At 70.8% G+C, this 19,917-nt stretch carries 24 protein-coding genes and 10 pseudogenes; all 34 read left to right on the top strand.

What is annotated here, in order from left to right:
- Window positions 1-161: 161 nt before the first annotated feature.
- The 34 genes and pseudogenes from prfA to G5V59_RS09760 all read left to right on the top strand — a co-directional run bounded on the left by prfA (window position 162) and on the right by G5V59_RS09760 (window position 19,913).
- A pseudogene (gene prfA, locus G5V59_RS09915) lies at window positions 162-1,216 on the top strand (peptide chain release factor 1).
- Between the two features lie 136 nt (window positions 1,217-1,352).
- On the top strand, window positions 1,353-1,772 hold the full coding sequence (locus G5V59_RS36310) for a hypothetical protein (protein WP_341351172.1): 420 nt from the start codon (window positions 1,353-1,355) through the stop codon (window positions 1,770-1,772).
- Window positions 1,757-2,086 carry a hypothetical protein gene (locus tag G5V59_RS36305; RefSeq protein WP_341350902.1) on the top strand — a complete coding sequence of 110 codons (330 nt, stop codon included), beginning with the start codon at window positions 1,757-1,759 and terminating at the stop codon, window positions 2,084-2,086. Before G5V59_RS36310 ends, G5V59_RS36305 begins: the two co-directional genes overlap by 16 nt.
- Window positions 2,074-2,448: pseudogene (locus G5V59_RS36300) on the top strand (Sua5/YciO/YrdC/YwlC family protein); the annotation flags it as partial. The gene G5V59_RS36305 and the pseudogene G5V59_RS36300, both read left to right, overlap by 13 nt.
- A gap of 118 nt (window positions 2,449-2,566) precedes the next feature.
- Window positions 2,567-2,767, top strand: a complete 201-nt coding sequence (locus tag G5V59_RS36295; RefSeq protein WP_341350901.1) for a Sua5/YciO/YrdC/YwlC family protein — start codon at window positions 2,567-2,569, stop codon at window positions 2,765-2,767.
- A pseudogene (locus G5V59_RS09900) lies at window positions 2,760-3,236 on the top strand (undecaprenyl/decaprenyl-phosphate alpha-N-acetylglucosaminyl 1-phosphate transferase); the annotation flags it as partial. The gene G5V59_RS36295 and the pseudogene G5V59_RS09900, both read left to right, overlap by 8 nt.
- 67 nt (window positions 3,237-3,303) lie before the next feature.
- Window positions 3,304-3,432, top strand: a pseudogene (locus G5V59_RS36290) (undecaprenyl/decaprenyl-phosphate alpha-N-acetylglucosaminyl 1-phosphate transferase); the annotation flags it as partial.
- 403 nt (window positions 3,433-3,835) lie between these two features.
- Entirely contained in the window at window positions 3,836-3,985 is a 150-nt protein-coding gene (locus G5V59_RS09890; RefSeq protein WP_278256332.1) for a hypothetical protein, read from the top strand.
- A 67-nt stretch (window positions 3,986-4,052) separates the two neighbouring features.
- Entirely contained in the window at window positions 4,053-4,193 is a 141-nt protein-coding gene (locus tag G5V59_RS09885; RefSeq protein ID WP_278256331.1) for a hypothetical protein, read from the top strand.
- Window positions 4,174-4,500 carry a hypothetical protein gene (locus G5V59_RS09880; RefSeq protein ID WP_278256330.1) on the top strand — a complete coding sequence of 109 codons (327 nt, stop codon included), beginning with the start codon at window positions 4,174-4,176 and terminating at the stop codon, window positions 4,498-4,500. The genes G5V59_RS09885 and G5V59_RS09880 overlap by 20 nt, the downstream gene beginning before the upstream one ends.
- 30 nt (window positions 4,501-4,530) lie before the next feature.
- Window positions 4,531-4,776: an AtpZ/AtpI family protein gene (locus G5V59_RS09875; RefSeq protein ID WP_278256329.1), complete on the top strand. Its 246-nt coding sequence runs from the start codon at window positions 4,531-4,533 to the stop codon at window positions 4,774-4,776.
- Window positions 4,777-4,903: 127 nt separating this feature from the next.
- Window positions 4,904-5,197 (top strand): annotated as a pseudogene (locus tag G5V59_RS09870) (F0F1 ATP synthase subunit A); the annotation flags it as partial.
- 91 nt (window positions 5,198-5,288) lie between these two features.
- Window positions 5,289-5,426 (top strand): annotated as a pseudogene (locus tag G5V59_RS09865) (F0F1 ATP synthase subunit A); the annotation flags it as partial.
- Window positions 5,427-5,654: 228 nt separating this feature from the next.
- Window positions 5,655-5,873 carry an ATP synthase F0 subunit C gene (gene atpE, locus G5V59_RS09860; RefSeq protein ID WP_036542107.1) on the top strand — a complete coding sequence of 73 codons (219 nt, stop codon included), beginning with the start codon at window positions 5,655-5,657 and terminating at the stop codon, window positions 5,871-5,873.
- Between the two features lie 43 nt (window positions 5,874-5,916).
- Window positions 5,917-6,481: pseudogene (locus G5V59_RS09855) on the top strand (F0F1 ATP synthase subunit B).
- Window positions 6,481-7,143 carry a hypothetical protein gene (locus G5V59_RS09850; protein WP_278256328.1) on the top strand — a complete coding sequence of 221 codons (663 nt, stop codon included), beginning with the start codon at window positions 6,481-6,483 and terminating at the stop codon, window positions 7,141-7,143. Before G5V59_RS09855 ends, G5V59_RS09850 begins: the two are co-directional and overlap by 1 nt.
- A complete protein-coding gene (locus tag G5V59_RS09845; protein WP_341350900.1) occupies window positions 7,062-7,289 on the top strand; it encodes a F0F1 ATP synthase subunit delta in 228 nt (75 codons plus the stop codon). The genes G5V59_RS09850 and G5V59_RS09845 overlap by 82 nt, the downstream gene beginning before the upstream one ends.
- Before the next feature lie 62 nt (window positions 7,290-7,351).
- A pseudogene (gene atpA / locus G5V59_RS09840) lies at window positions 7,352-8,993 on the top strand (F0F1 ATP synthase subunit alpha).
- 3 nt (window positions 8,994-8,996) lie between these two features.
- A pseudogene (locus tag G5V59_RS09835) lies at window positions 8,997-9,914 on the top strand (F0F1 ATP synthase subunit gamma).
- A gap of 32 nt (window positions 9,915-9,946) precedes the next feature.
- Window positions 9,947-11,406, top strand: a pseudogene (gene atpD / locus G5V59_RS09830) (F0F1 ATP synthase subunit beta).
- 60 nt (window positions 11,407-11,466) lie between these two features.
- Window positions 11,467-11,817 carry a F0F1 ATP synthase subunit epsilon gene (locus tag G5V59_RS09825; protein WP_278256326.1) on the top strand — a complete coding sequence of 117 codons (351 nt, stop codon included), beginning with the start codon at window positions 11,467-11,469 and terminating at the stop codon, window positions 11,815-11,817.
- Window positions 11,818-11,824: 7 nt separating this feature from the next.
- On the top strand, window positions 11,825-12,178 hold the full coding sequence (locus tag G5V59_RS09820; RefSeq protein ID WP_278256325.1) for a DUF2550 family protein: 354 nt from the start codon (window positions 11,825-11,827) through the stop codon (window positions 12,176-12,178).
- Complete coding sequence (locus G5V59_RS09815) at window positions 12,175-12,276, top strand: DUF2550 family protein (protein WP_278256324.1); 102 nt, start codon at window positions 12,175-12,177, stop codon at window positions 12,274-12,276. Before G5V59_RS09820 ends, G5V59_RS09815 begins: the two co-directional genes overlap by 4 nt.
- A 457-nt stretch (window positions 12,277-12,733) precedes the next feature.
- The gene (locus G5V59_RS09810; RefSeq protein ID WP_341350899.1) at window positions 12,734-13,525 is read left to right on the top strand and encodes an ATP-binding cassette domain-containing protein; all 792 of its coding nucleotides are present in this window, start codon (window positions 12,734-12,736) and stop codon (window positions 13,523-13,525) included.
- Window positions 13,522-14,898: an ABC transporter permease gene (locus tag G5V59_RS09805; protein WP_278256322.1), complete on the top strand. Its 1,377-nt coding sequence runs from the start codon at window positions 13,522-13,524 to the stop codon at window positions 14,896-14,898. Before G5V59_RS09810 ends, G5V59_RS09805 begins: the two co-directional genes overlap by 4 nt.
- A gap of 91 nt (window positions 14,899-14,989) precedes the next feature.
- Window positions 14,990-15,400 carry a hypothetical protein gene (locus G5V59_RS09800; protein ID WP_278256321.1) on the top strand — a complete coding sequence of 137 codons (411 nt, stop codon included), beginning with the start codon at window positions 14,990-14,992 and terminating at the stop codon, window positions 15,398-15,400.
- On the top strand, window positions 15,288-15,755 hold the full coding sequence (locus G5V59_RS09795) for an ABC transporter permease (RefSeq protein WP_278256320.1): 468 nt from the start codon (window positions 15,288-15,290) through the stop codon (window positions 15,753-15,755). The genes G5V59_RS09800 and G5V59_RS09795 overlap by 113 nt, the downstream gene beginning before the upstream one ends.
- Before the next feature lie 2 nt (window positions 15,756-15,757).
- On the top strand, window positions 15,758-16,018 hold the full coding sequence (locus G5V59_RS09790; RefSeq protein ID WP_278256319.1) for a hypothetical protein: 261 nt from the start codon (window positions 15,758-15,760) through the stop codon (window positions 16,016-16,018).
- 44 nt (window positions 16,019-16,062) lie between these two features.
- Complete coding sequence (locus G5V59_RS09785) at window positions 16,063-16,455, top strand: hypothetical protein (protein ID WP_278256318.1); 393 nt, start codon at window positions 16,063-16,065, stop codon at window positions 16,453-16,455.
- A gap of 81 nt (window positions 16,456-16,536) precedes the next feature.
- Entirely contained in the window at window positions 16,537-17,439 is a 903-nt protein-coding gene (locus G5V59_RS09780; protein WP_278256317.1) for an MlaD family protein, read from the top strand.
- 167 nt (window positions 17,440-17,606) lie between these two features.
- Window positions 17,607-18,005: a hypothetical protein gene (locus G5V59_RS09775; protein ID WP_278256316.1), complete on the top strand. Its 399-nt coding sequence runs from the start codon at window positions 17,607-17,609 to the stop codon at window positions 18,003-18,005.
- A 66-nt stretch (window positions 18,006-18,071) separates the two neighbouring features.
- Entirely contained in the window at window positions 18,072-18,707 is a 636-nt protein-coding gene (locus tag G5V59_RS09770; protein ID WP_278256315.1) for an MlaD family protein, read from the top strand.
- On the top strand, window positions 18,671-19,816 hold the full coding sequence (locus tag G5V59_RS09765) for an MlaD family protein (protein WP_278256314.1): 1,146 nt from the start codon (window positions 18,671-18,673) through the stop codon (window positions 19,814-19,816). The genes G5V59_RS09770 and G5V59_RS09765 overlap by 37 nt, the downstream gene beginning before the upstream one ends.
- Complete coding sequence (locus G5V59_RS09760; protein ID WP_278256313.1) at window positions 19,779-19,913, top strand: hypothetical protein; 135 nt, start codon at window positions 19,779-19,781, stop codon at window positions 19,911-19,913. The genes G5V59_RS09765 and G5V59_RS09760 overlap by 38 nt, the downstream gene beginning before the upstream one ends.
- The last annotated feature ends 4 nt before the right edge of the window (window positions 19,914-19,917 follow it).

The following is a 19,917-nucleotide window of genomic DNA, read 5'->3' as shown; positions in this document are numbered from 1 at the left end:
CCGCCCCACGGGGTGGGCCGGCGCTCGTCATTTGTCCGCTGGGGTTCTTGACCTCTTCCCTCGGTTCCTGGCTGTTGCAACGGTCAAGAACCGTAGGAATCCCCGGGTAAGCGGGGATTCCTGCACGACAAGGAGCCAAGGTGTTCGAAGCCGTCGAGGGCATGCTCGCCGAGCATGCCGAGCTGGAGACCCGGCTCGCCCTGCCCGAGACCCACGCCGACGCCCGGCTGGCGCGCACCCTGAACCGTCGGTACGCCGAGTCTGAACGCGATCATCGCCACCTGGCGCGAGTGGCGGCAGGCCGGCGAGGACGCCGAGGCCGCCCGCGAGCTCGGTGCCGACGACCCCGGGCTCGCGGCGGAGGTCGAGGGCCTGCTCGCCCAGCAGGAGGAGGCGGCCGAGCGGCTGCGCCGGCTGCTGGTCCCGCGCGACCCGGCCGACGACAAGGACGCGCTGCTGGAGGTCAAGTCCGGGGAGGGCGGCGAGGAGAGCGCGCTCTTCGCGGGCGACCTGCTGCGGATGTACAGCCGCTACGCCGAGCGCCGCGGGTGGAAGACCGAGATCCTCGACGCCACCGAGTCCGACCTCGGCGGCTACAAGTCGGTGACCGTCGCGGTGAAGAGCAGCGGCGCCACGGAGCCGGGCCAGACGCCGTACGCGCTGCTGAAGTTCGAGGGCGGGGTGCACCGTGTGCAGCGGGTCCCGGTGACCGAGTCCCAGGGCCGGATCCACACCAGCGCGGCGGGCGTCCTGGTGATGCCCGAGGCCGAGCAGGTCGACGTCGAGATCAACGACAACGACCTGCGCATCGACGTCTTCCGCTCCTCGGGCCCCGGCGGGCAGAGCGTCAACACGACCGACTCGGCCGTGCGGATCACGCACCTGCCGACCGGCATCGTGGTGAGTCGCCAGAACGAGAAGTCGCAGGCTGCAGAACAAGGAGCAGGCCCTGCGCATCCTGCGCGCCCGGCTGCTCCAGGCCGCGCAGGAGGCCGCCGACGCCGAGGCCAGCGACGCCCGGCGCAGTCAGGTCCGCACGGTCGACCGCTCCGAGCGGATCCGCACCTACAACTTCCCGGAGAACCGGATCTCCGACCACCGCACGGGCTACAAGTCCTACAACCTCGACCAGGTCCTCGACGGCGACCTGCAGCCGGTCCTCGACTCCTGCGTGGAGACGGACATGGCCGCCCGGCTCGCGGCGCTCGAGGAATGAGCCCGCGGGAGCCTGGTCCGCGCGGGCGCCGTGCGGCTGGCCGAGGCCGGGGTGGCGAGCCCCGAGCACGACGCCGCCGAGTCTGCTCGCCCACGTGCTCGGCACGACCCGCGCCCGGCTGCCCCTGGTCGGTGCCGTGGACCCCACCTCCCAGAGCCGGTACGACGCCCTGGTGACCCGCCGCGCCGCCCGCGAGCCGCTGCAGCACCTCACCGGCACCGCCGCCTTCCGCTACGTCGAGGTGGCGGTCGGCCCCGGCGTCTTCGTCCCGCGCCCGGAGACCGAGCCTGCTGGCGGGCTGGGCGGTCGACCGGGCTCGCGAGGTGCTCGCGGCGGGGGAGACCCCGGTCGTGGTGGACCTGTGCACCGGCTCCGGGGTGATCGCGCGCAGCCTCGCCGACGAGGTGCCCGAGGCCCGGGTGCACGCCGTCGAGCCTGGACCCGGCCGCGCACGCCTGGGCCGAGCGGAACCTCGCCGGCACCGGTGTGGACCTGCGCCAGGGCGACCTGGCCACGGCGTTCGACGACCTCGCGGGGCAGGTGCACGTGCTGGTGAGCAACCCGCCGTACGTCCCGCTGGAGGCGTGGGAGTCCGTCGCGCCCGAGGCACGCGACCACGACCCGCACCTGGCGCTGTTCTCCGGCGACGACGGCCTGGACGCGATCCGGGTGATCGCCCGGCGCGGCCTGGAGTCTGCTGCGCCCGGGCGGCGTCGTGGGCGTGGAGCACGCCGACGTGCAGGGGGAGGCGGCACCGGCCGTCTTCAGCGACCACGGCCGCTGGGAGGAGGTGCGCGACCATCGCGACCTCGCCGGACGGGCGCGCTACCTCACCGCCCGCAGGCCACGATGAGAGGATGGACGTCGTGAGTGCCGAGCGGTTCCCGACCGAGACCGACGAGGAGCGCGAGGCGGCGCTCGACGCCGCCAGCCAGGCCGTGCGTCGTGGCCGCCTGGTGGTCCTCCCCACCGACACCGTCTACGGCGTCGGTGCCGACGCCTTCGACGCCGACGCCGTCACCCGCCTGCTGGCCGCCAAGGGCCGTGGCCGCGAGATGCCGCCGCCGGTGCTGGTGGGCACCAAGGGCACCCTGGACGCGCTCGCGACCCGGGTGCCGGCGTACGTCGCCCCGCTGGTCGCGGAGTTCTGGCCCGGGGCGCTGACGCTGGTCTGCTTCCAGCAGCCCTCGCTGCAGTGGGACCTCGGCGAGACCCGGGGCACCGTCGCCGTACGGATGCCCGACCACGACCTCACCCGGGCGCTGCTGGACCGCACCGGCCCGCTCGCGGTCAGGCTCGGCCAACCTCACCGGCAGCCCCGCTGCGCTCGACGCGGACGAGGCCGACGCGATGCTGGGCGCCGCGGTCGACGTGGTCGTCGACGGCGGGACCGCGCCGGGCGGCGTGGCCTCCACCATCATCGACGCGACGGGGGAGCGGCCCCGGCTGCTGCGGGCGGGCGCGATCGCCGTCGCCGAGATCGACGCGGTGCTCGCCGGCCTCGGCGTCACCGTGGACACCGGTGAGGAGGACGAGCCGGCGGATGCGTGAGTACGTCGTCGTCTTCCTGGTCGCCGCCGCGGTCACCTACCTGCTGACGGTCGTCGCCCGCGAGATCGCGGTGCGCACCGGCGCGGTGGCCAAGGTGCGCGACCGCGACGTGCACGACGAGCCGGTGCCCTACCTGGGCGGGCTGGCGATGCTCGGCGGCCTCTGGGCGGCGTACTTCGTCGCCAAGGCGCTGCCCTTCCTGGGCCAGGACCGGGCCTTCGTCTTCGACGACGCGCTCGCCGTCCTGCTGGCCGGCACGCTGGTCTGCGCGGTCGGCATCATCGACGACATCATCGACCTGGACGCGCTGACGAAGTTCGGTGGCCAGGTGCTCGCGGTGGGGGTGCTGGTCTACTCCGGCATCCAGTTCCGCTACTTCTACCAGTCGCAGGGCGAGGTCTTCGCGCTCGACCCGGGCCAGGGGGCGCTCCTCACCGCCTTCGCCGTGGTCGCGACGGTGAACGCCGTCAACTTCATCGACGGCCTCGACGGGCTCGCCGCGGGCGTGATCGGGATCAGGCTCGGCGGCCTTCTTCCTGTTCTGCTACTCGCTGTCGTACCTCAACGACGTCACCCGGGCCACCACCGGCGCCCTGCTCTCCGCCGCCCTGGCGGGGGTGTGCGTGGGCTTCCTGGTGCACAACTTCCACCCGGCCCGGCTGTTCATGGGCGACTCCGGGTCGATGCTGATCGGGCTGGTGCTCTCGGCCACCGCGATCACGATCACCACCCAGTTCGCGCCCGGCGACCTGACCCAGGGCGCCGACGGCACCCGGGCCAGCCTGCTGCCCGTGCTGCTGCCCGTGCTGCTGCCGATCCTGATCCTGCTGGTGCCGCTGGTGGACCTGGTCCTCGCCGTCGTACGACGCACCCGGGCCGGGCGCTCGCCGTTCGCCCCCGACAAGCAGCACCTGCACCACCGGCTGCTCGAGATCGGGCACTCCCACCGCCGGGCCGTGGTCATCATGTGGCTGTGGGCCGGGCTGATCGCCTTCAGCGTGGTGGTCGCCAGCCTCTTCACCGGACCGGTCGTGTGGGGCATCCTGGGAGCCAGGCTTCGTCGTCACGGTGACGCTCACCTTCGTGCTCCCGCTCGTCCACGCCCCGCTGGTGGACCAGGTGCTCGACCAGGTGCTGGAGCCGGCCGAGCCGCCGGTCCCGGAGGTCGTCCCGCCGGCGGCGGGCACCCCCGATTCGGAGCCTCCCGGGACTTTGTGATAACTTTCACGAACTCCTGGAGAGCACTCTCCGAGACCGACGACCGCGACGAGCAGAACGGCCGCCGATGATGACGACCGACACCCGGACCACCCGCGTGGTGACCCGTGCGGCCCTGGTGGCCGCGGCGGCCGCCGCGGGCCTCGTCCTGGTTGCCGCGCTCGTCGCCGGCAGGTCCGCCGCGGCCGGTGCCGCCGTCGGGGAGTGATCGCGGTCGGCGTCTTCGCCTTCGGCTCCTTCGCCGTCGAGGCGGTCTCCCGGCTGATGCCGGCGGCCTCGCTGCTCTTCGCGATGGTGACCTACACCTTCCAGGTGGCGGCGATGGCACTGGTCTTCGTGGCGCTCAACACCTCCGGCCTGCTGGACGACGAGACTCGACGGCAGGCTGGGTCGGCGGAGCCATCATCCTGGGCGCCTTCGTGTGGATGGGCGTGCAGATCGCGCTCGCCACCACGGCCCGTATCCCGGCCTTCGAGACCCCGGCGTCCAGGCCGTCCGAGGGCGGTGCGCGATGAGGTTTCGAGACTGCTATTGTCCGGGGCGCAATGAGTCAGCCCGAGGAGAAACCCAAGGGCGATCCGTGGCATGCGTTCGGCTACGTCGTGGCCGGGGTCGCGTTCTACGGCCTGCTGGGGTGGCTCGCGGACCGGTGGCTGGGTACCACGTTCCTCGTTGCGGTGGGCATCCTCGCGGGTGCCGCGCTGGGGATCTACATGACCGCCCGCCGGTTCCGCATGGAACCACCAGATCAGCCCCACAGCCCCAAGCCCGACATCACAGACGAGCAGTGAACGCAGAGGAGACCTGGTGATCATCGCAGCCAGCGCCACCATCGCCGCCGAGGGTGGGGAGGAGTTCCACGCTCCGGGCCCGAGCCTGTTCGACCTGCCGGCCATCGCCGGCGGCGTCACCAAGCCGATGGTGCTGCTGTTCCTGGCCGCGATCGTCGTCTTCGCCTTCCTCTACGCCTCCTCGCGCAAGCGGGCGCTGGTGCCCGGCAAAGCCCAGTTCGCCGGCGAGGGTGCCTACGGCTTCGTGCGCAACAGCGTGGCTCGCGACATCATCGGCAGCCACGACTTCCAGAAGTTCGTGCCCTACCTGGTCACGGTCTTCTTCTTCATCCTGGTGAACAACCTCTTCGCCAGCGTCCCGTTCATCCAGTTCCCGACGTTCAGCCGCGCGGGCATGGCCTACGCGCTGGCCGGTCTCTCCTGGGTGGTCTACAACGGGGTCGGTGTGGCCAAGCACGGCCTGCTGGGCTACCTCAAGGCTGCAGAGCGTCCCGTCCGGCGTCAGCCCGGTGATGTACCCGCTGCTGGTCCCGCTGGAGTTCTTCTCCAACATCCTGGTCCGCCCGGTCACGCTGGCCCTGCGTCTGTTCTGCAACATGTTCGCCGGCCACATCCTGCTCGCGCTCTTCGCGACCGGTGGCCTCTACCTCATCGAGCACGTCGGCGGCATCGGCTACGTCGCCGGCCCGCTCGCCTGGGTGCTGGCGATCCTCGTCAGGCTTCCTCGAGATCCTGGTGCAGTTCCTGCAGGCCTACGTCTTCGTCCTGCTGAACGCGATGTACATCCAGGGCGCGCTCGCCGACGAGCACTGATCTTCCCGTCCGCTCCACAACCCCACAGTTCTCGCACGAGAAAACAACCCGAAAGGAAAGAAGCCATGGGTGGCTCTCTCAACATGATCGGTTACGGCCTGGCCGCCATCGGCCCGGGTATCGGCATCGGTCTCATCTTCGCCGCGTACATCAACGGCGTTGCCCGCCAGCCCGAGGCGCAGAGCCGCCTCCAGTCGATCGCGATCCTCGGCTTCGCGCTCGCCGAGGCGCTGGCGATCATCGGCATCGCCCTGGCGTTCGTCCTCAAGGCATCCAACACCTGAGCCGAACCGGCCTCCTGTCAGTAACGAGATCTAGGTCAGGTCCATGAAGTCACTGTTGATCGTCGCCGCCGCCGAGGCGGAGGAGCACAACCCGCTCGTTCCCGAGTGGATCGAGGTCGTGCTCGCCCTCGTCGTGTTCGGCATCCTGTTCTTCGCCATCAAGAAGTTCGTCGTCCCGAACTTCGAGAAGACGTTCGCCGAGCGCTCGGCGGCGATCGAGGGCGGCATCGAGGCGGCCGCGACCAAGCAGGCCGAGGCGGACGCGAAGGCGGCCGAGCTCGAGAAGCAGGCTGGCCGACGCCCGGCACGAGGCCGCGCGCATCCGCGAGGAGGCGCGCGAGCAGGGTGCCGCGATCGTGGCGGAGATGCGGGAGCAGGCCCAGGCCGAGTCCCAGCGCATCGTCGACCACGGCAAGGCGCAGATCGAGGCGGAGCGCCAGCAGGCGGTCACCTCGCTCCGTGCCGAGGTCGGCACCCTCGCGACCGGCCTGGCCGGCCGCATCGTCGGCGAGTCGCTGGACGACGACGCGCGTCAGGCGCGGGTCGTCGAGCGCTTCCTCGCCGAGCTGGAGACGGCTGACGCCGCCGACGCGGGGCGGGACGCCTGATGGTGTCCTTCCGCACCGCGTCCGCGGACGCCGTGGCCGCCCTCACCGACCAGGTCGGTGGGGTGGCCGAGGCGTCGGCCGCCACGGTGGCGGGCGACCTGTTCGCCGCTGCCGCGGCCGTGCGCGGCGAGGCGTCGCTGCGCCGGGTCATCACCGACCCGTCGGTGCCGGCGCAGGCCCGCGCGAGCCTGGTCGGCGACCTGTTCCAGGGCAAGGTCGACGGCATCTCGCTCGACCTGCTCCGGGACGCCGCCGGCCGCCGCTGGTCACGCCCCCGCGACTTCGCGGACGCGCTGGAGCAGCTCGGCGTCGTCGCCGCCGTCCGATCCACCGGCACGCAGGGCGAGACGCTGGTCGACCAGGCTGTTCGCCGTACGCCGCCTGGTGACGGAGAGCAGCGACCTGCGCAACGCGCTGTCCGACCCGGTCCGCTCGGCCGCCGACAAGGGCTCGCTCGTCGAGTCCCTGCTCGCCGGCAAGGCACTCCCGGCCACGGTGCAGGCTGGTCAAGCAGGCGCTGTCCGGGTCGTACCGGACCGTGGTCGCCGCGCTCGAGGACTACGAGCGCACCGCCGCGCAGGTGCAGGGGGAGGGCGTGGCCACGGTCCACGTCGCCCGTCCGCTGCCCGCGGCCGACCAGGAGCGGCTCGCCGCCGCACTGACGCGGCAGTACGGCCGCCCGGTGCACCTCAACATCGTCATCGACCCCGAGGTCCTCGGCGGCCTCCGGGTGGAGATCGGCGATGACGTCATCGATGGCACCGTCGTCAGCCGCCTCGACGACGCCCGCCGCAAGATCGCCGGCTGACCCCGGCCGATCACCGCACCACCCACGACTTCACGCAGTAGACAAGAGAGAAGGCACCTGAGATGACGGAACTCTCCATCCGTCCGGACGAGATCCGCGACGCCCTCGCCAAGTACGTCGCCGACTTCGAGCCCGCCGCCGCGAGCAAGGAGGAGGTCGGCACCGTCGCCTCCGCCGGTGACGGCATCGCCCGCGTGTCGGGTCTGCCCTCCGCCATGGCGAACGAGACTCCTCGAGTTCGAGGACGGCACGCTCGGCCTCGCGCTGAACCTCGAGGACCGCGAGATCGGTGTCGTCATCCTCGGTGACTTCGACAAGATCGAGGAGGGCCAGACGGTCCGCCGCACCGGCGAGATCCTCTCGGTCCCCGTGGGCGAGGGCTACCTCGGCCGCGTGGTCGACCCGCTCGGCAAGCCGATCGACGGTCTCGGCGAGATCGCCACCGACGGCCGCCGCGCCCTGGAGCTGCAGGCGCCCGGCGTGATGGCCCGCAAGTCGGTCCACGAGCCGCTCGCCACCGGCATCAAGGCCATCGACTCGATGACCCCGATCGGCCGTGGCCAGCGCCAGGCTGATCATCGGCGACCGCGCCACCGGCAAGACCACGGTCGCGATCGACACGATCATCAACCAGAAGCAGAACTGGGAGTCGGGCGACCCGTCCAAGCAGGTCCGCTGCATCTACGTCGCGATCGGCCAGAAGGGCTCCACCATCGCCTCCGTGCGCGGTGCCCTCGAGGAGGCGGGCGCGCTGGAGTACACCACCATCGTCGCCGCCCCGGCCTCCGACAGCGCGGGCTTCAAGTACCTCGCGCCGTACACCGGCTCGGCCATCGGCCAGCACTGGATGTACGACGGCAAGCACGTCCTGATCGTGTTCGACGACCTGACCAAGCAGGCCGAGGCCTACCGCGCCGTGTCCCTGCTGCTGCGCCGCCCGCCGGGCCGCGAGGCCTACCCGGGTGACGTCTTCTACCTGCACTCGCGTCTGCTGGAGCGTTGCGCGAAGTCTGTCCGACGCGCTGGGCTCCGGCTCGATGACCGGCCTGCCGATCATCGAGACCAAGGCCAACGACGTCTCGGCGTTCATCCCGACCAACGTCATCTCGATCACCGACGGCCAGATCTTCCTGCAGTCGGACCTGTTCGCCGCCAACCAGCGCCCGGCGATCGACGTCGGCATCTCGGTCTCCCGCGTCGGTGGCGCGGCGATGACCAAGGCGATGAAGGCCGTCACCGGCTCGCTCAAGGTCGACCTCGCGCAGTTCCGCGCGATGGAGGCCTTCGCGATGTTCGCCTCCGACCTCGACGCCGCCTCCAAGCAGCAGGCTGGCCCGTGGCCAGCGGCTGATGGCGCTGCTGCGGCAGCCGGCCTACTCGCCGTACCCGCTCGAGGAGATGACCGTCTCCCTGTGGCTCGGTACGTCGGGTCGCCTGGACGTCGTCCCGACCGACGACGTGCTGCGCTTCGAGGGCGAGTTCCTCGACTACCTGCGCCGCTCGCACGAGGGCCTGCTGGCCGGCATCCGCGAGACGCAGAAGTTCGAGGACGAGGACGGCCTCGTCGCGGCGTACGACTCCTTCCTGAACCAGTTCGAGACCTCCGAGGGCGGCAGCATCAAGGCCGGGCACGAGCCCGAGGCCGAGGCGCTGGGCGACGACGAGCTCGAGCAGGAGCAGATCGTCAAGCAGAAGCGGGGCTGACGCATGGCCGTATCGCTGCGTGAGTACCGCGCGCGGATCAAGTCGACGGAGTCGATGAAGAAGATCACGCGCGCCATGGAGCTCATCGCTGCGTCCCGGATCATCAAGGCGCAGCAGCGGGCACAGGCGGCAGCGCCGTACGCCCGTGAGTGACCCGTGCCGTGTCGGCGGTGGCGACGTTCTCGAACGTCGACCACCCGCTGACCCGGGAGGAGGAGAACCCGAAGCGCGCCGCAGTGCTGGTCATCACCAGCGACCGGGGCCTGGCGGGTGCCTACTCCTCGAGCGTCATCAAGGAGGCCGAGCGCCTCTCCGGCCGGCTGCGCGAGGAGGGCAAGGAGATCGACTTCTTCCTCGCCGGGCGCAAGGCGGAGGCGTACTTCAAGTTCCGCGGCCGCGACTACGTCCAGGCCTGGACGGGCTTCTCGGACCAGCCGACGTACGACAAGGCGGCGGAGATCGGCCGCGAGCCTGATCACCGCCTTCCTCAAGGAGCAGGGCGAGGAGGGCGACGTCGACGAGGTCCACGTCGTCTACACCCGGTTCCGCTCCATGCTGACCCAGGAGCCGACGGCGATCCGCCTGCTGCCCCTGGAGGTCGTGGAGGGCGAGGAGACGCCGGAGGGCGACGACCTGCTCCCGCTCTACGAGTTCGAGCCGTCGGCGGAGCAGGTGCTCGACGGCCTGCTGCCGCAGTACGTCCAGAGCCGGATCTTCTACAGCCTCCTGCAGGCCGCGGCCTCCGAGACTCGCCGCCCGCCAGAAGGCCATGAAGGCCGCGACGGACAACGCCTCGGAGGCTGATCAAGAAGGCTCACCCGGGTCGCCAACCAGGCACGCCAGGCGGGCATCACCCAGGAGATCAGCGAGATCGTCGGTGGCGTCAACGCGCTCGCCGACGCCCAGGCTGCGAACGACTGACCCACCAGAGAAAACACCTAACGGAGTAAGACATGACTGCAACGGTTGAAGAGACCACCGCCAGCGGTGCGGCCTCGGTGGGTCGGATCGCGCGGGTCATCGGCCCGGTCGTCGACATCGAGTTCCCCGTCGACGCCATGCCCGAGATCTACAACAAGGCTCGAGGCCGACGTCACCCTCGACGGCGAGACCTCCACCCTGCCGCTCGAGGTGGCCCAGCACATCGGTGACGGCGTCGTCCGCGCGATCTCGCTGAAGCCGACCGACGGCCTGGTCCGCGGCCAGACCGTGACCGACACCGGCGCCCCGATCGAGGTGCCCGTCGGCGACGTGACCCTCGGCAAGGTGTTCAACGCCACCGGTGACTTCCTCAACCTCGAGGAGGGCGAGACGCCCGAGGTCACCGAGCGCTGGGGCATCCACCGCAAGGCGCCCGCCTTCGACCAGGCTGGAGTCGAAGACCCAGATGTTCGAGACCGGCATCAAGGTCATCGACCTGCTCGCGCCGTACGTCACGGGTGGGAAGATCGGCCTCTTCGGTGGTGCCGGCGTCGGCAAGACCGTGCTCATCCAGGAGATGATCGCCCGCGTCGCCAAGAACCACGGTGGTGTGTCGGTGTTCGCCGGTGTCGGCGAGCGCACCCGTGAGGGCAACGACCTCATCGAGGAGATGCAGGACGCCGGCGTGTTCGACAAGGTCGCGCTGGTGTTCGGCCAGATGGACGAGCCGCCGGGCACGCGTCTGCGCGTCGCGCTCTCCGCGCTGACGATGGCGGAGTACTTCCGCGACGTCCAGAACCAGGACGTGCTGCTGTTCATCGACAACATCTTCCGGTTCACCCAGGCGGGCTCCGAGGTCTCCACCCTGCTCGGCCGCATGCCGTCGGCGGTGGGCTACCAGCCCAACCTGGCCGACGAGATGGGCACGCTGCAGGAGCGGATCACCTCGACCCGCGGCCGTTCGATCACCTCGATGCAGGCGATCTACGTCCCCGCAGACGACTACACCGACCCGGCGCCGGCCGCGACCTTCGCGCACCTGGACGCCACGACCGAGCCTGTCCCGCGACATCGCCTCGCAGGGCATCTACCCGGCCGTGGACCCGCTGACCTCGACCTCGCGGATCCTCGACCCGCAGTACATCGGTCAGGCGCACTACGACTGCGCGATCCGCGTCAAGCAGATCCTGCAGCGCAACAAGGAGCCTCCAGGACATCATCGCGATCCTCGGTGTCGACGAGGCTCTCCGAGGAGGACAAGATCATCGTCTCCCGGGCGCGCCGCATCCAGCGCTTCCTGTCGCAGAACACCTACGTCGCCAAGCAGTTCACCGGCATCGAGGGCTCGACGGTTCCCGTGGCCGACACCATCGAGGCGTTCAACAAGATCGCCGACGGTGAGTACGACCACGTCGCCGAGCAGGCGTTCTTCATGTGCGGCGGTCTCGACGACGTCGAGCGCAACTGGGCCGAGATCCAGAAGAGCCTCTGATCATGGCGGACACGACGGTCGAGCACCTGCACGTGGAGACTCGTCGCTGCGGACCGGACCGTGTGGTCCGGTGACGCGGCGATGATCATCGCGCGCACGCTCGAGGGTGACATCGGCGTGCTGCGCGGTCACGCGCCCACGCTGTCGCTGCTGTCGGCGTCGGTGATCGAGATCCAGGTCGCGGGCACGAACCAGATCGTGGTCGCGGCTGTCGACGGGGGCTTCCTGTCGGTGGCCAACGACCGGGTCTCGATCCTCGCCGAGCGGGTCGAGCGCGCCGAGGACATCGAGGTCGAGCAGGCTCGCGTCGACCTCGAGGAGGCCAAGCGCCTGCTCGACTCGAGCAACGAGGCCGAGCAGCGGGTGCGCCATGCCGAGGCACGCATCCGCGCGGCGGAGAAGGTCAGCTAGCACGCGTATGGTCTGGTGGGAGTGGCTGCTCGACGCCTGTGGCGCGCTCCTGCTGTTGTTCGTGCTGTACGGCGCCGGACTCATCGTCCGGCGCCGTCTGCTGTCCCGGAACGGTGGCACCTTCGAGCTGAGCCACCGCTATCGCACCGATCGCCCCGAGCGCGGCTGGGTGCTGGGCCTGGGCCGCTACTCCGGGGAGACCCTGGAGTGGTTCCGGGTCTTCTCGCTGTCCCCGCGGCCCAAGCAGGCCTGGCGACGCGAGGAGGCTGCTGTACGACGGCCGCCGGGAGCCTCTGGGCGCCGAGCAGGCCTCGCTGTACCCCGACCACCTCGTGATCCGCTGCCAGTCCCCGCACGGTGAGGTGGAGGCTGGCGATGAGCGTGTCCTCGTTGACCGGCTTCCAGGCCTGGCTCGAGGCGAAGCCGCCCGGCACCGACTGGAACCGCATCTCGGGCTGAGTCCCGCCCCCTCCCGCCCTTCTCCCCGCCTACCCGCGTCGTCGCGTCGCAGGGGGCCATGCTCAACGGGCAATTCGAGGAAGAGGTACGCAAGGGTTCTCGGATTTGTGGCTTTTTCGCGACGTGACCCTTGACACATCGTCCAAGCGGACGCAGGTTGTACCTGCGTGTTACCTCGAGTAACACGTCGCTTGTTGGGAGAGGCGAGCGGTTCGACGTACCAGCCGACGGCGTTGTGGGAGCAACCCGGGAGCAGGTGCGCCAGCCTGCACACCCCGGGGAGGGCCTCTCGTGGTCTCGCGATCACTCCACACAGCAACCGACAGCACCGATCAGCACACCGACCTCGGCGGCACCGACGCGGTGATCGCGCTGCGCGGCGTCACCAAGTCGTTCGGCACGACGACGATCCTCGACGACGTCAGGCTTCGACGTCGCCCGCGGCAAGATCACCGCGGTGCTCGGTCCCTCGGGCACCGGCAAGTCGGTGCTGCTCAACACGATCATCGGGATGTACCCGCCCGAGAAGGGCCAGATCTACGTCGACGGCGAGCCGATCGTCGGCATGCGCCACCGCGACCTGATGCGGGTGCGCCGCAAGTTCGGCGTGCTCTTCCAGGACGGCGCGCTGTTCGGCTCGATCAGCCTCTACGACAACATCGCCTTCCCGCTGCGTGAGCACACCGACCTCACCGAGGCCCAGGTCCGCGAGGTGGTGCACACCAAGGCGGACATGGTCGGCCTGGTGAAGCACCTGGACAAGATGCCCGGCGAGGTCTCCGGCGGGATGAAGAAACGCGCCGGCCTGGCCCGGGCGCTGGCGCTGGAGCCGGAGATCGTCTTCTTCGACGAGCCCGACTCGGGCCTGGACCCGGTGCGCGTGGCGCACCTCGACGAGCCTGATGCGGGCGGTCCAGGAGGTCACCGGCTGCACCTTCTTCGTCATCACCCACAACATCGACTCGGTCAAGCGCACGGCCGACCACATCGGGATGCTGTTCCGCTCCCGCCTGGTCGCCTTCGGCCCCGCCGACGAGGTGCTGTCCAGCGACCGGCCGATCGTCGAGCAGTTCTTCGCCGGGCGCGCCCGCGGTCCGATCGGCATGGACGAGATGGCCGACGCCGAGGCGGATCACGACCTCGAGACCAGCGGCGCCGGCTCCACCGGCGCCTGAGTCACCACCGCGTGTGCCGTCGTACCCGCCCACCGGTGTGCCCGGCCCACGCTCCAACCAGGGAGAGAACATGACCATCGACGAAGCCGTCCACGACGAGCCCGACACGACCACCGACACCCCGCGCGCGGAGCCCCCCACCGCGTCCCGGGCCGCCCGCGACTGGCGCCGGGTCGCCGCCCTCGCGCTGGTGGTGCTGCTGGTGCTGGGTGCGCTGGGCTACCTCACCGTGCAGGCTGCGCGGCGCCCACCGCGACCTCGACCGGTACGACGCCGCGAGGCTCACCCAGGCCGAGGTGCTCGAGAGCGCCCGCGGCCTGGCGGTGGCGCTGACGAGTCTACGACTACCGCGACCTCGACTCCCAGCAGCGACAGGCTGGGGAAGTCCTCCACGGACGCCTTCCAGCAGAAGTTCGCCGAGACCAACAAGACGCTCGGGCCGATGTTCACCCAGGCTCCAGGCCTCCGCGAAGGGCACCGTGGTCGACATCGCCGTGAAGGAGGTCCAGGGCGATCTCGCCACCGTCCTGGCGCTCGTCGACCAGGCGGCCACCAGCAAGCAGAGCGACAAGCCCACGACCCAGGCCAGCCGGCTGCGCCTCCACCTGGTCCGGCAGGGCGACCAGTGGCTGCTCGACAGCGTGGACCTGCTGTGAAGGTGTCCGGTGAGGCGCTGGCGGGGAGCGCCCGCGGCTTCGGCGGCATGGTGGCGATGTTCCTCGACTCGATGGCGGTGACCGTGCGCGCGCTGGTGCGCCGCCGGTTCTCCTGGTGGGAGTTCGTGCTGCAGACCCGCTTCCTCGCCTCGGTCTCGCTGCTGCCCACCGTCCTGATCGCGATCCCGTTCGGCCTGGTGCTGGTGCTGACCGTCGGTGGTCTCACCAGCCAGGTCGGCGCGGCCTCGCTGGTCGGTGGCGTCAACTCGGTCGCGACCGTGCGCCAGGCGGCGCCGATCATCAGCGGCATCGTGCTGGCGGGCGCCGGCGGATCGGCGATCTGCGCGGACCTCGGCTCCCGGGCGATCCGCAGCGAGATCGCCGCCATGCGGGTGATGGCGGTGGACCCGCTCGAGCGACTGGTCGCCCCGCGGATCCTCGCCACCATGCTGGTCAGCATCCTGCTCAACGGGGTGGTCGCCTTCGTCGGCATCGTCAGCGGCTACCTGTCCGCGGTCTACCTGCTCGACAGCACCGCCGGCGGCTTCCTGCACTCGTTCAGCGCCTTCTCGCAGCCGGCCGACCTCATCGAGTCGACCGTCAAGGCGGCCATGTTCGGCGTGGTCGCGGCACTCGTCGCGTCGTACCAGGGGCTGAACGCCCAGCACGGCCCGGCCGGTGTCGGTGACGCGGTCAACCGCTCGGTCGTGGTGACCGGCGTGCTGCTCTTCGTCATCAACCTCGTGGTCAGCCAGATCTTCCTGCTCGCCGCGCCGCCGAGGGTGGGGTGAGGGCGTGACGACGTCGCTCCAGGTCGGCCCGCGCGGCTGGCTCGACGGCATCAGCCGCCCGCTCGGCACGATCCTGCGCCGTCAGGGTGCGATGCTGCTCTTCTGCGTGCACGCCGTGGCGACGGTCCCGCTCGCACTGCGCCGCTACCGGCACGAGGTGTGGCGCCTGCTCGCCGAGATCGCCTTCGGCAAGGGGCTGCTGACGGTTGCCGCGAGCACCGTGTTCGTCTCCGCGCTGCTGTCGGCGGTGATCGGCGTCCAGGCTCGGCCTGGAGGGCCTGCAGGGCCTCAACGTCGTCGGTCTCGCCCCGCTCTCCGGCCTGGTCGCCGCCGTCGGCAACACCCGCGAGCTGGCGCCCCTCATCACCGCCTTCGGCCTCGCCGCGCAGATGGGCTGCCGGTTCACCGCGCAGGCTCGGCGCGATGCGGATCAGCGGCGAGATCGACGCGATGGACACCATGGCCGTGTCCAGCATGGAGTACCTCGTCACCACCCGGCTGATCGCGGTCTCGATCTTCGTCGTCCCGCTCTACCTGGTCTCGCTCTCGGGCGCCTACCTGGCCTCCGAGACTCACCGTGCAGGCTCATCGCGGGGCAGGGGACCGGCACCTACTCGCACTACTTCTACCTCTTCCTCGACACCGGCGACGTCCTGCTGTCGATCCTCAAGGTGGTCGTGCTCGGCCTGCTCATCACCTTCATCCACTGCTTCTACGGCTACACCGCCTCCGGCGGGCCGGAGGGCGTGGGGGTCGCCTCGGGCCGGGCCATCCGGGCCAGCATCGTGACGATCGCGCTGGCCGACATGCTGATGACCCTGCTGTTCTGGGGCACCTCGACCGGGGTGCGGGTGTAGCCGTGGACCTCTACTCGCTCGCTGGCGACCAGCGCGCCCTGGGCCGGCTCGGGGTGGTGTTCTCCGCGCTCGTCCTCGGCGTCACCGGGCTCGTCATCGCCCAGTTCAACGGCCTCTTCTCCGGCGACCCGAGCCTGCGGGTGCAGCTGCCGCCCAACAGACTCGGTCGTCGCCGTCGGCAGCCCGGTGACCTATCGCGACGTGCGCATCGGCAAGGTGCTCGACACCGCCGGTCCGGGCGCCGGCACCGTCCCGGAGCCTGAGGGTCACCATCGAGCGGCGCTGGCTGGACCGGCTGCCGCGCGACGTGGTCGCAACGGTCGGGCCGGTCTCCATCTTCGGCAACCAGTACGTCCAGTTTGCTCTCGCCGAGCGACGACGGGCCGGCCGGGCTCGCGGACACCGCCACCATCCCGGCGTACGACGCCCGGGAGACGCCCTCGCTGCAGGGCACCTTCGTCTCGCTCAACGACCTGCTCAAGGAGGTCAGCCCCGCCAAGGCTCAACGCCGGCCTGTCCGGCCTGGCGACCGCTCTGCAGGGGCAGGGCGAGGAGGCTCGGCAAGACGCTGGTCTCGACCAACGACTGGCTCGGCCTGATGCTGCCGCTGTGGCCGACCCTGGTCACCGACCTCGACCAGGCTCGCGCAGGTGGCGGGCGGCTTGGAGCAGGTGACCCCGGAGCTCCCTCTCCCTGGTGAAGAACGCCACCACCTCCGCTCGCACGGTCAACGAGAACGCCGCGGCCTTCCGGGCCCTGGTCTCCGACGGCGGCAAGGCTGGTGAGCACCACCGCGGGTCCGCTGCGCGACACCCTCGGCTCCTACGCCGACACCGTCGAGGGGGCGGTCTCCCTGCTCGCCGCGCTCTCGCAGGGACCCGACGTGATCACCCGCCTGCTGCGCGGCATCGACACCTGGGCCGGCTCCTGGGCGCCGGCGCTCGCCGACGGGATGCCCGATGTCCGGCTCGCCTCGCTGTCGGTGCGCAACCCTGCCGACCTGACCCTGGTGATGGCCGCCGGCGGCAACCCGGCCGACATCGTCCGGCTGCTCAACGAGGCGGTCCGGCCCGGCTTCGCCAACCCGCCGACCTACCAGGGCTGCCCCGCCCAGGCTCTGCGCGTTCAGCAGGCGCCCGGCCGAGGGGAGCACGCCATGAGCAGCGGTCGTCCCGTCCATCCCGCCCGGCTGCTGGCCTCGGTCGCCGCCTTCGTGGCGCTCGCGCTGCTGCTCACCGTCTTCGTGGTGATCTCCGTGCTCGACCTGGGACGGCGCAACGGCACGGAGTACCACGCGCTGGTGGCCGACGCCGCCGGCCTGCGCGCCGGCGACGACGTCAACATCGCCGGCCCGGAGGTCGGCAAGGTCACCGCCGTCGACCTGCGCGACGACGACGTGCGGGTCACCTTCGTCGTCAGCGGTGACCACCGCCTCGACACCGACACCCGTACGGCGGTCCGCTACGCCAACCTGATCGGCACCCGCTACCTGGCGCTGCTCCCGCCGGCCTCCGGCACCAGCGGCGCGCGTCTCGACCCCGGCGGCACACTGCCGTCGCGGCAGAGCCTGCCGACGGTCGACCTGACGGCCGTGTTCGACGGCTTCCAGCCGCTCTTCGACGCCCTCGACCCGGCACAGGTCAACGAGCCTGACCTCGTCGATCATCGCGATCTTCCAGGGTGAGTCGGGCACCGTCGCCAACCTCGTCCAGCAGGTCGGCACGATCACCACCCACCTCGCCGGCCGCAAGGAGGTCATCTCGACCGTGATCACCAACCTCGCCGACCTGCTCACCAGCGTCAACGAGCAGGGCGACGCGCTCGGTCAGATGATCGACAGGCTTCGGCAGCGTGGTCGGCAACCTCGACGACCAGCGCACCGTGCTGGCCTCCACCATCGACGGGCTCGCCACCTTCGGCGAGAGCGCCGCGCGGCTCACCCGGCGCTCGACCGACGCGATCAACGCCGACGTCGACGGGGTGAGCAAGGCGGCGGAGACGCTGAGCAAGAGCTCCGGCGCGATCATCGACCTGATGCGCGACGTACCGGCCACGGTCGATGCGCTCAACCGGATCCTCGACTCCGGCTCCTTCGCCAAGGTCTACCTCTGCAACCTGGACCTCACCGTGACCGGCCGGCTGAACCTGTCGCTGGTGCCGGGCGTCCCGGCGCCGCAGGACCCCAAGGGCCTGCAGGCGCCAACCGGGACCGTCGGCGACCCGGCTCGCGTGGGAAGGATCTGCCGATGAGCCTGGCGTGACTTCGACCTCGACGACTGGCGGGTCTCGGACCGCGACCCGATCAAGGTCGCCGCCGTGGCGGGAGTGGTGCTGCTGGCACTGGTGCTCCTGGCGCTCAACCTGACCCGGCTGCCGCTGATCAGCCACCACCAGGGGTACTCCGCCTACCTGGCCAACGCCTCCGGGCTCAGCGGCGGGGAGACCGTCCAGGTCCGCGGCGTACGGGTCGGCAAGATCACCGCGGTCGTCCTGGTGGACGACAAGGTCCGGATCGACTTCGAGGTCGACGACGACGTGGACCTGGGGGAGGACACCGCGGCCCGGGTCAAGGTGCTCAACCCGCTCGGTTCGCAGTTCCTCGAGCCTGCAGCCCGCCGGACCGGGGACGCTCGACGAGCCGATCCCGCTGGAGCGCACCTTCGCCAGCCGGACCCTCGTCGGCGAGACTCGGCCGGGTCTCCGGCCAGGCTCGACAAGACCGACATCCCGCAGCTTGCAGGAGGCGCTCGACACCGTCACCGCGACCCTCAACGGGACCTCGGCCGACTCCGTCGAGCGGGCCCTCACCGGCCTCAACGACTTCGCGACCAACCTCGCGGGCGACGCCGACAAGATCAGCGAGTTCGGTCGCCGCCGGCAGCGACGTCGTCAAGATCATCAACGAGAGGCGCGACGTGCTCGTCAACATCGTCAGCCAGGGAGACGCACTGACGGCGGTGCTGCGCGAGCGGCGCCAGGCGATCAGCCGGCTGGTGCGCGGGACCGCGGACCTCAGCGCCCAGGTCGCGAAGATCCTGTCCGTCAACCAGGCCAAGCTCGGCCCGATGCTGCGCAACCTGGAGAAGATCTCCCAGGCGCTCGCCACCGAGAACGAGACGCTCGGCCGGGCGATCCCCGCGATGGCCCAGGCTCAGCACGAACATCGCCCGGGTGACGGGGACCGGCCGCTTCGTCGACATCGTGGTGCCCGACGGGCTGATCCCCGACGCGGTCATCCAGCAGTGCACCGACGGCGCCTTCCCGAAGAAGAGCGACCCGCGCGTGGGGTGCCGGCCGTGAGCGCCCGGCTCCGCCGTGCGGCGGTCGTCACCCTGGTCGCCGTAGTGCTCGTCGGCGCGGCGGTGGTCGGCGTCAAGGTCCTCACCGGGTCCGACACCTACCGCGTCACCGCGACCTTCACCGAGATGCCGGGCGTCTACCCGGGCAACGCGGTGAAGATCCTCGGCGTCCGGGTCGGCAGGGTGGTCCGGGTCGACCCCGGCGCGAAGGGCGTCGAGGTCGAGCTCGAGATCGACGACGCGCACCGGCTGCCGACCGACGTGAGCGCCTTCCTGATGGCCCCGAACGCGGTCAACGACCGGTTCATCGAGCTCGCGCCGGCGTACTCCGGTGCGGGGTCGCGGGTGCCGGACGGGGGCCGGATCGCGCCGGACCACACCGTCGTGCCGCAGTCGGTGGACCAGATCATCGACAGCCTCGACGAGTTCTCGCGGCTGCTCGGGCCGCAGGGCGCGAACGCCGACGGCTCGCTGTCACGGGTGCTCGCCTCGCTCGCCGACACCCTCGGCGGGCAGGGGAGCACGGTGCACCAGACTCGTCGACAGCCTGGGCACGACGCTCGACGCGGTCGGCAAGGACGGCGACGCCGTCACCGACGGGCTCAACGACCTCGGCGACCTGACCACGGCGGCCGCCTCGGTCAGCGGCACCTACCGCCGGCTGGCCGAGAACCTCGCCGCGGTCAGCGGCGGGCTGGCCGGGGACGCGCCGCAGGTGACCGCGGTGCTGACCAACCTGCAGGACCTGCTGTCGGAGCCTGAACACCTTCGTGACGAACAACAAGGACCAGGCTCTCCGGCACGATCAGCAGCCTGTCCGGGGTCGCAGGGGAGATCGGCAAGCAGCAGAGGGCACTGACCCG

This window comes from Nocardioides convexus (assembly GCF_011090295.1).
Note: the sequence above shows the minus strand (reverse complement) of the source record. Positions and strands in the feature narration are given on the sequence as shown.

Bases quoted from the DNA above. Each gene is read 5' to 3' on its own strand.
- G5V59_RS09850 (WP_278256328.1), top strand. From the start codon at position 6,481: ATGGTGTCCTTCCGCACCGCGTCCGCGGACGCCGTGGCCGCCCTCACC.
- G5V59_RS09885 (WP_278256331.1), top strand. From the start codon at position 4,053: ATGATGACGACCGACACCCGGACCACCCGCGTGGTGACCCGTGCGGCC.
- G5V59_RS09875 (WP_278256329.1), top strand. From the start codon at position 4,531: ATGAGTCAGCCCGAGGAGAAACCCAAGGGCGATCCGTGGCATGCGTTC.
- G5V59_RS09795 (WP_278256320.1), top strand. From the start codon at position 15,288: ATGGGCTGCCGGTTCACCGCGCAGGCTCGGCGCGATGCGGATCAGCGG.
- G5V59_RS09800 (WP_278256321.1), top strand. From the start codon at position 14,990: ATGCTGCTCTTCTGCGTGCACGCCGTGGCGACGGTCCCGCTCGCACTG.
- G5V59_RS09805 (WP_278256322.1), top strand. From the start codon at position 13,522: ATGACCATCGACGAAGCCGTCCACGACGAGCCCGACACGACCACCGAC.
- atpE (WP_036542107.1), top strand. From the start codon at position 5,655: ATGGGTGGCTCTCTCAACATGATCGGTTACGGCCTGGCCGCCATCGGC.
- G5V59_RS36295 (WP_341350901.1), top strand. From the start codon at position 2,567: ATGCTGGGCGCCGCGGTCGACGTGGTCGTCGACGGCGGGACCGCGCCG.
- G5V59_RS09820 (WP_278256325.1), top strand. From the start codon at position 11,825: ATGGTCTGGTGGGAGTGGCTGCTCGACGCCTGTGGCGCGCTCCTGCTG.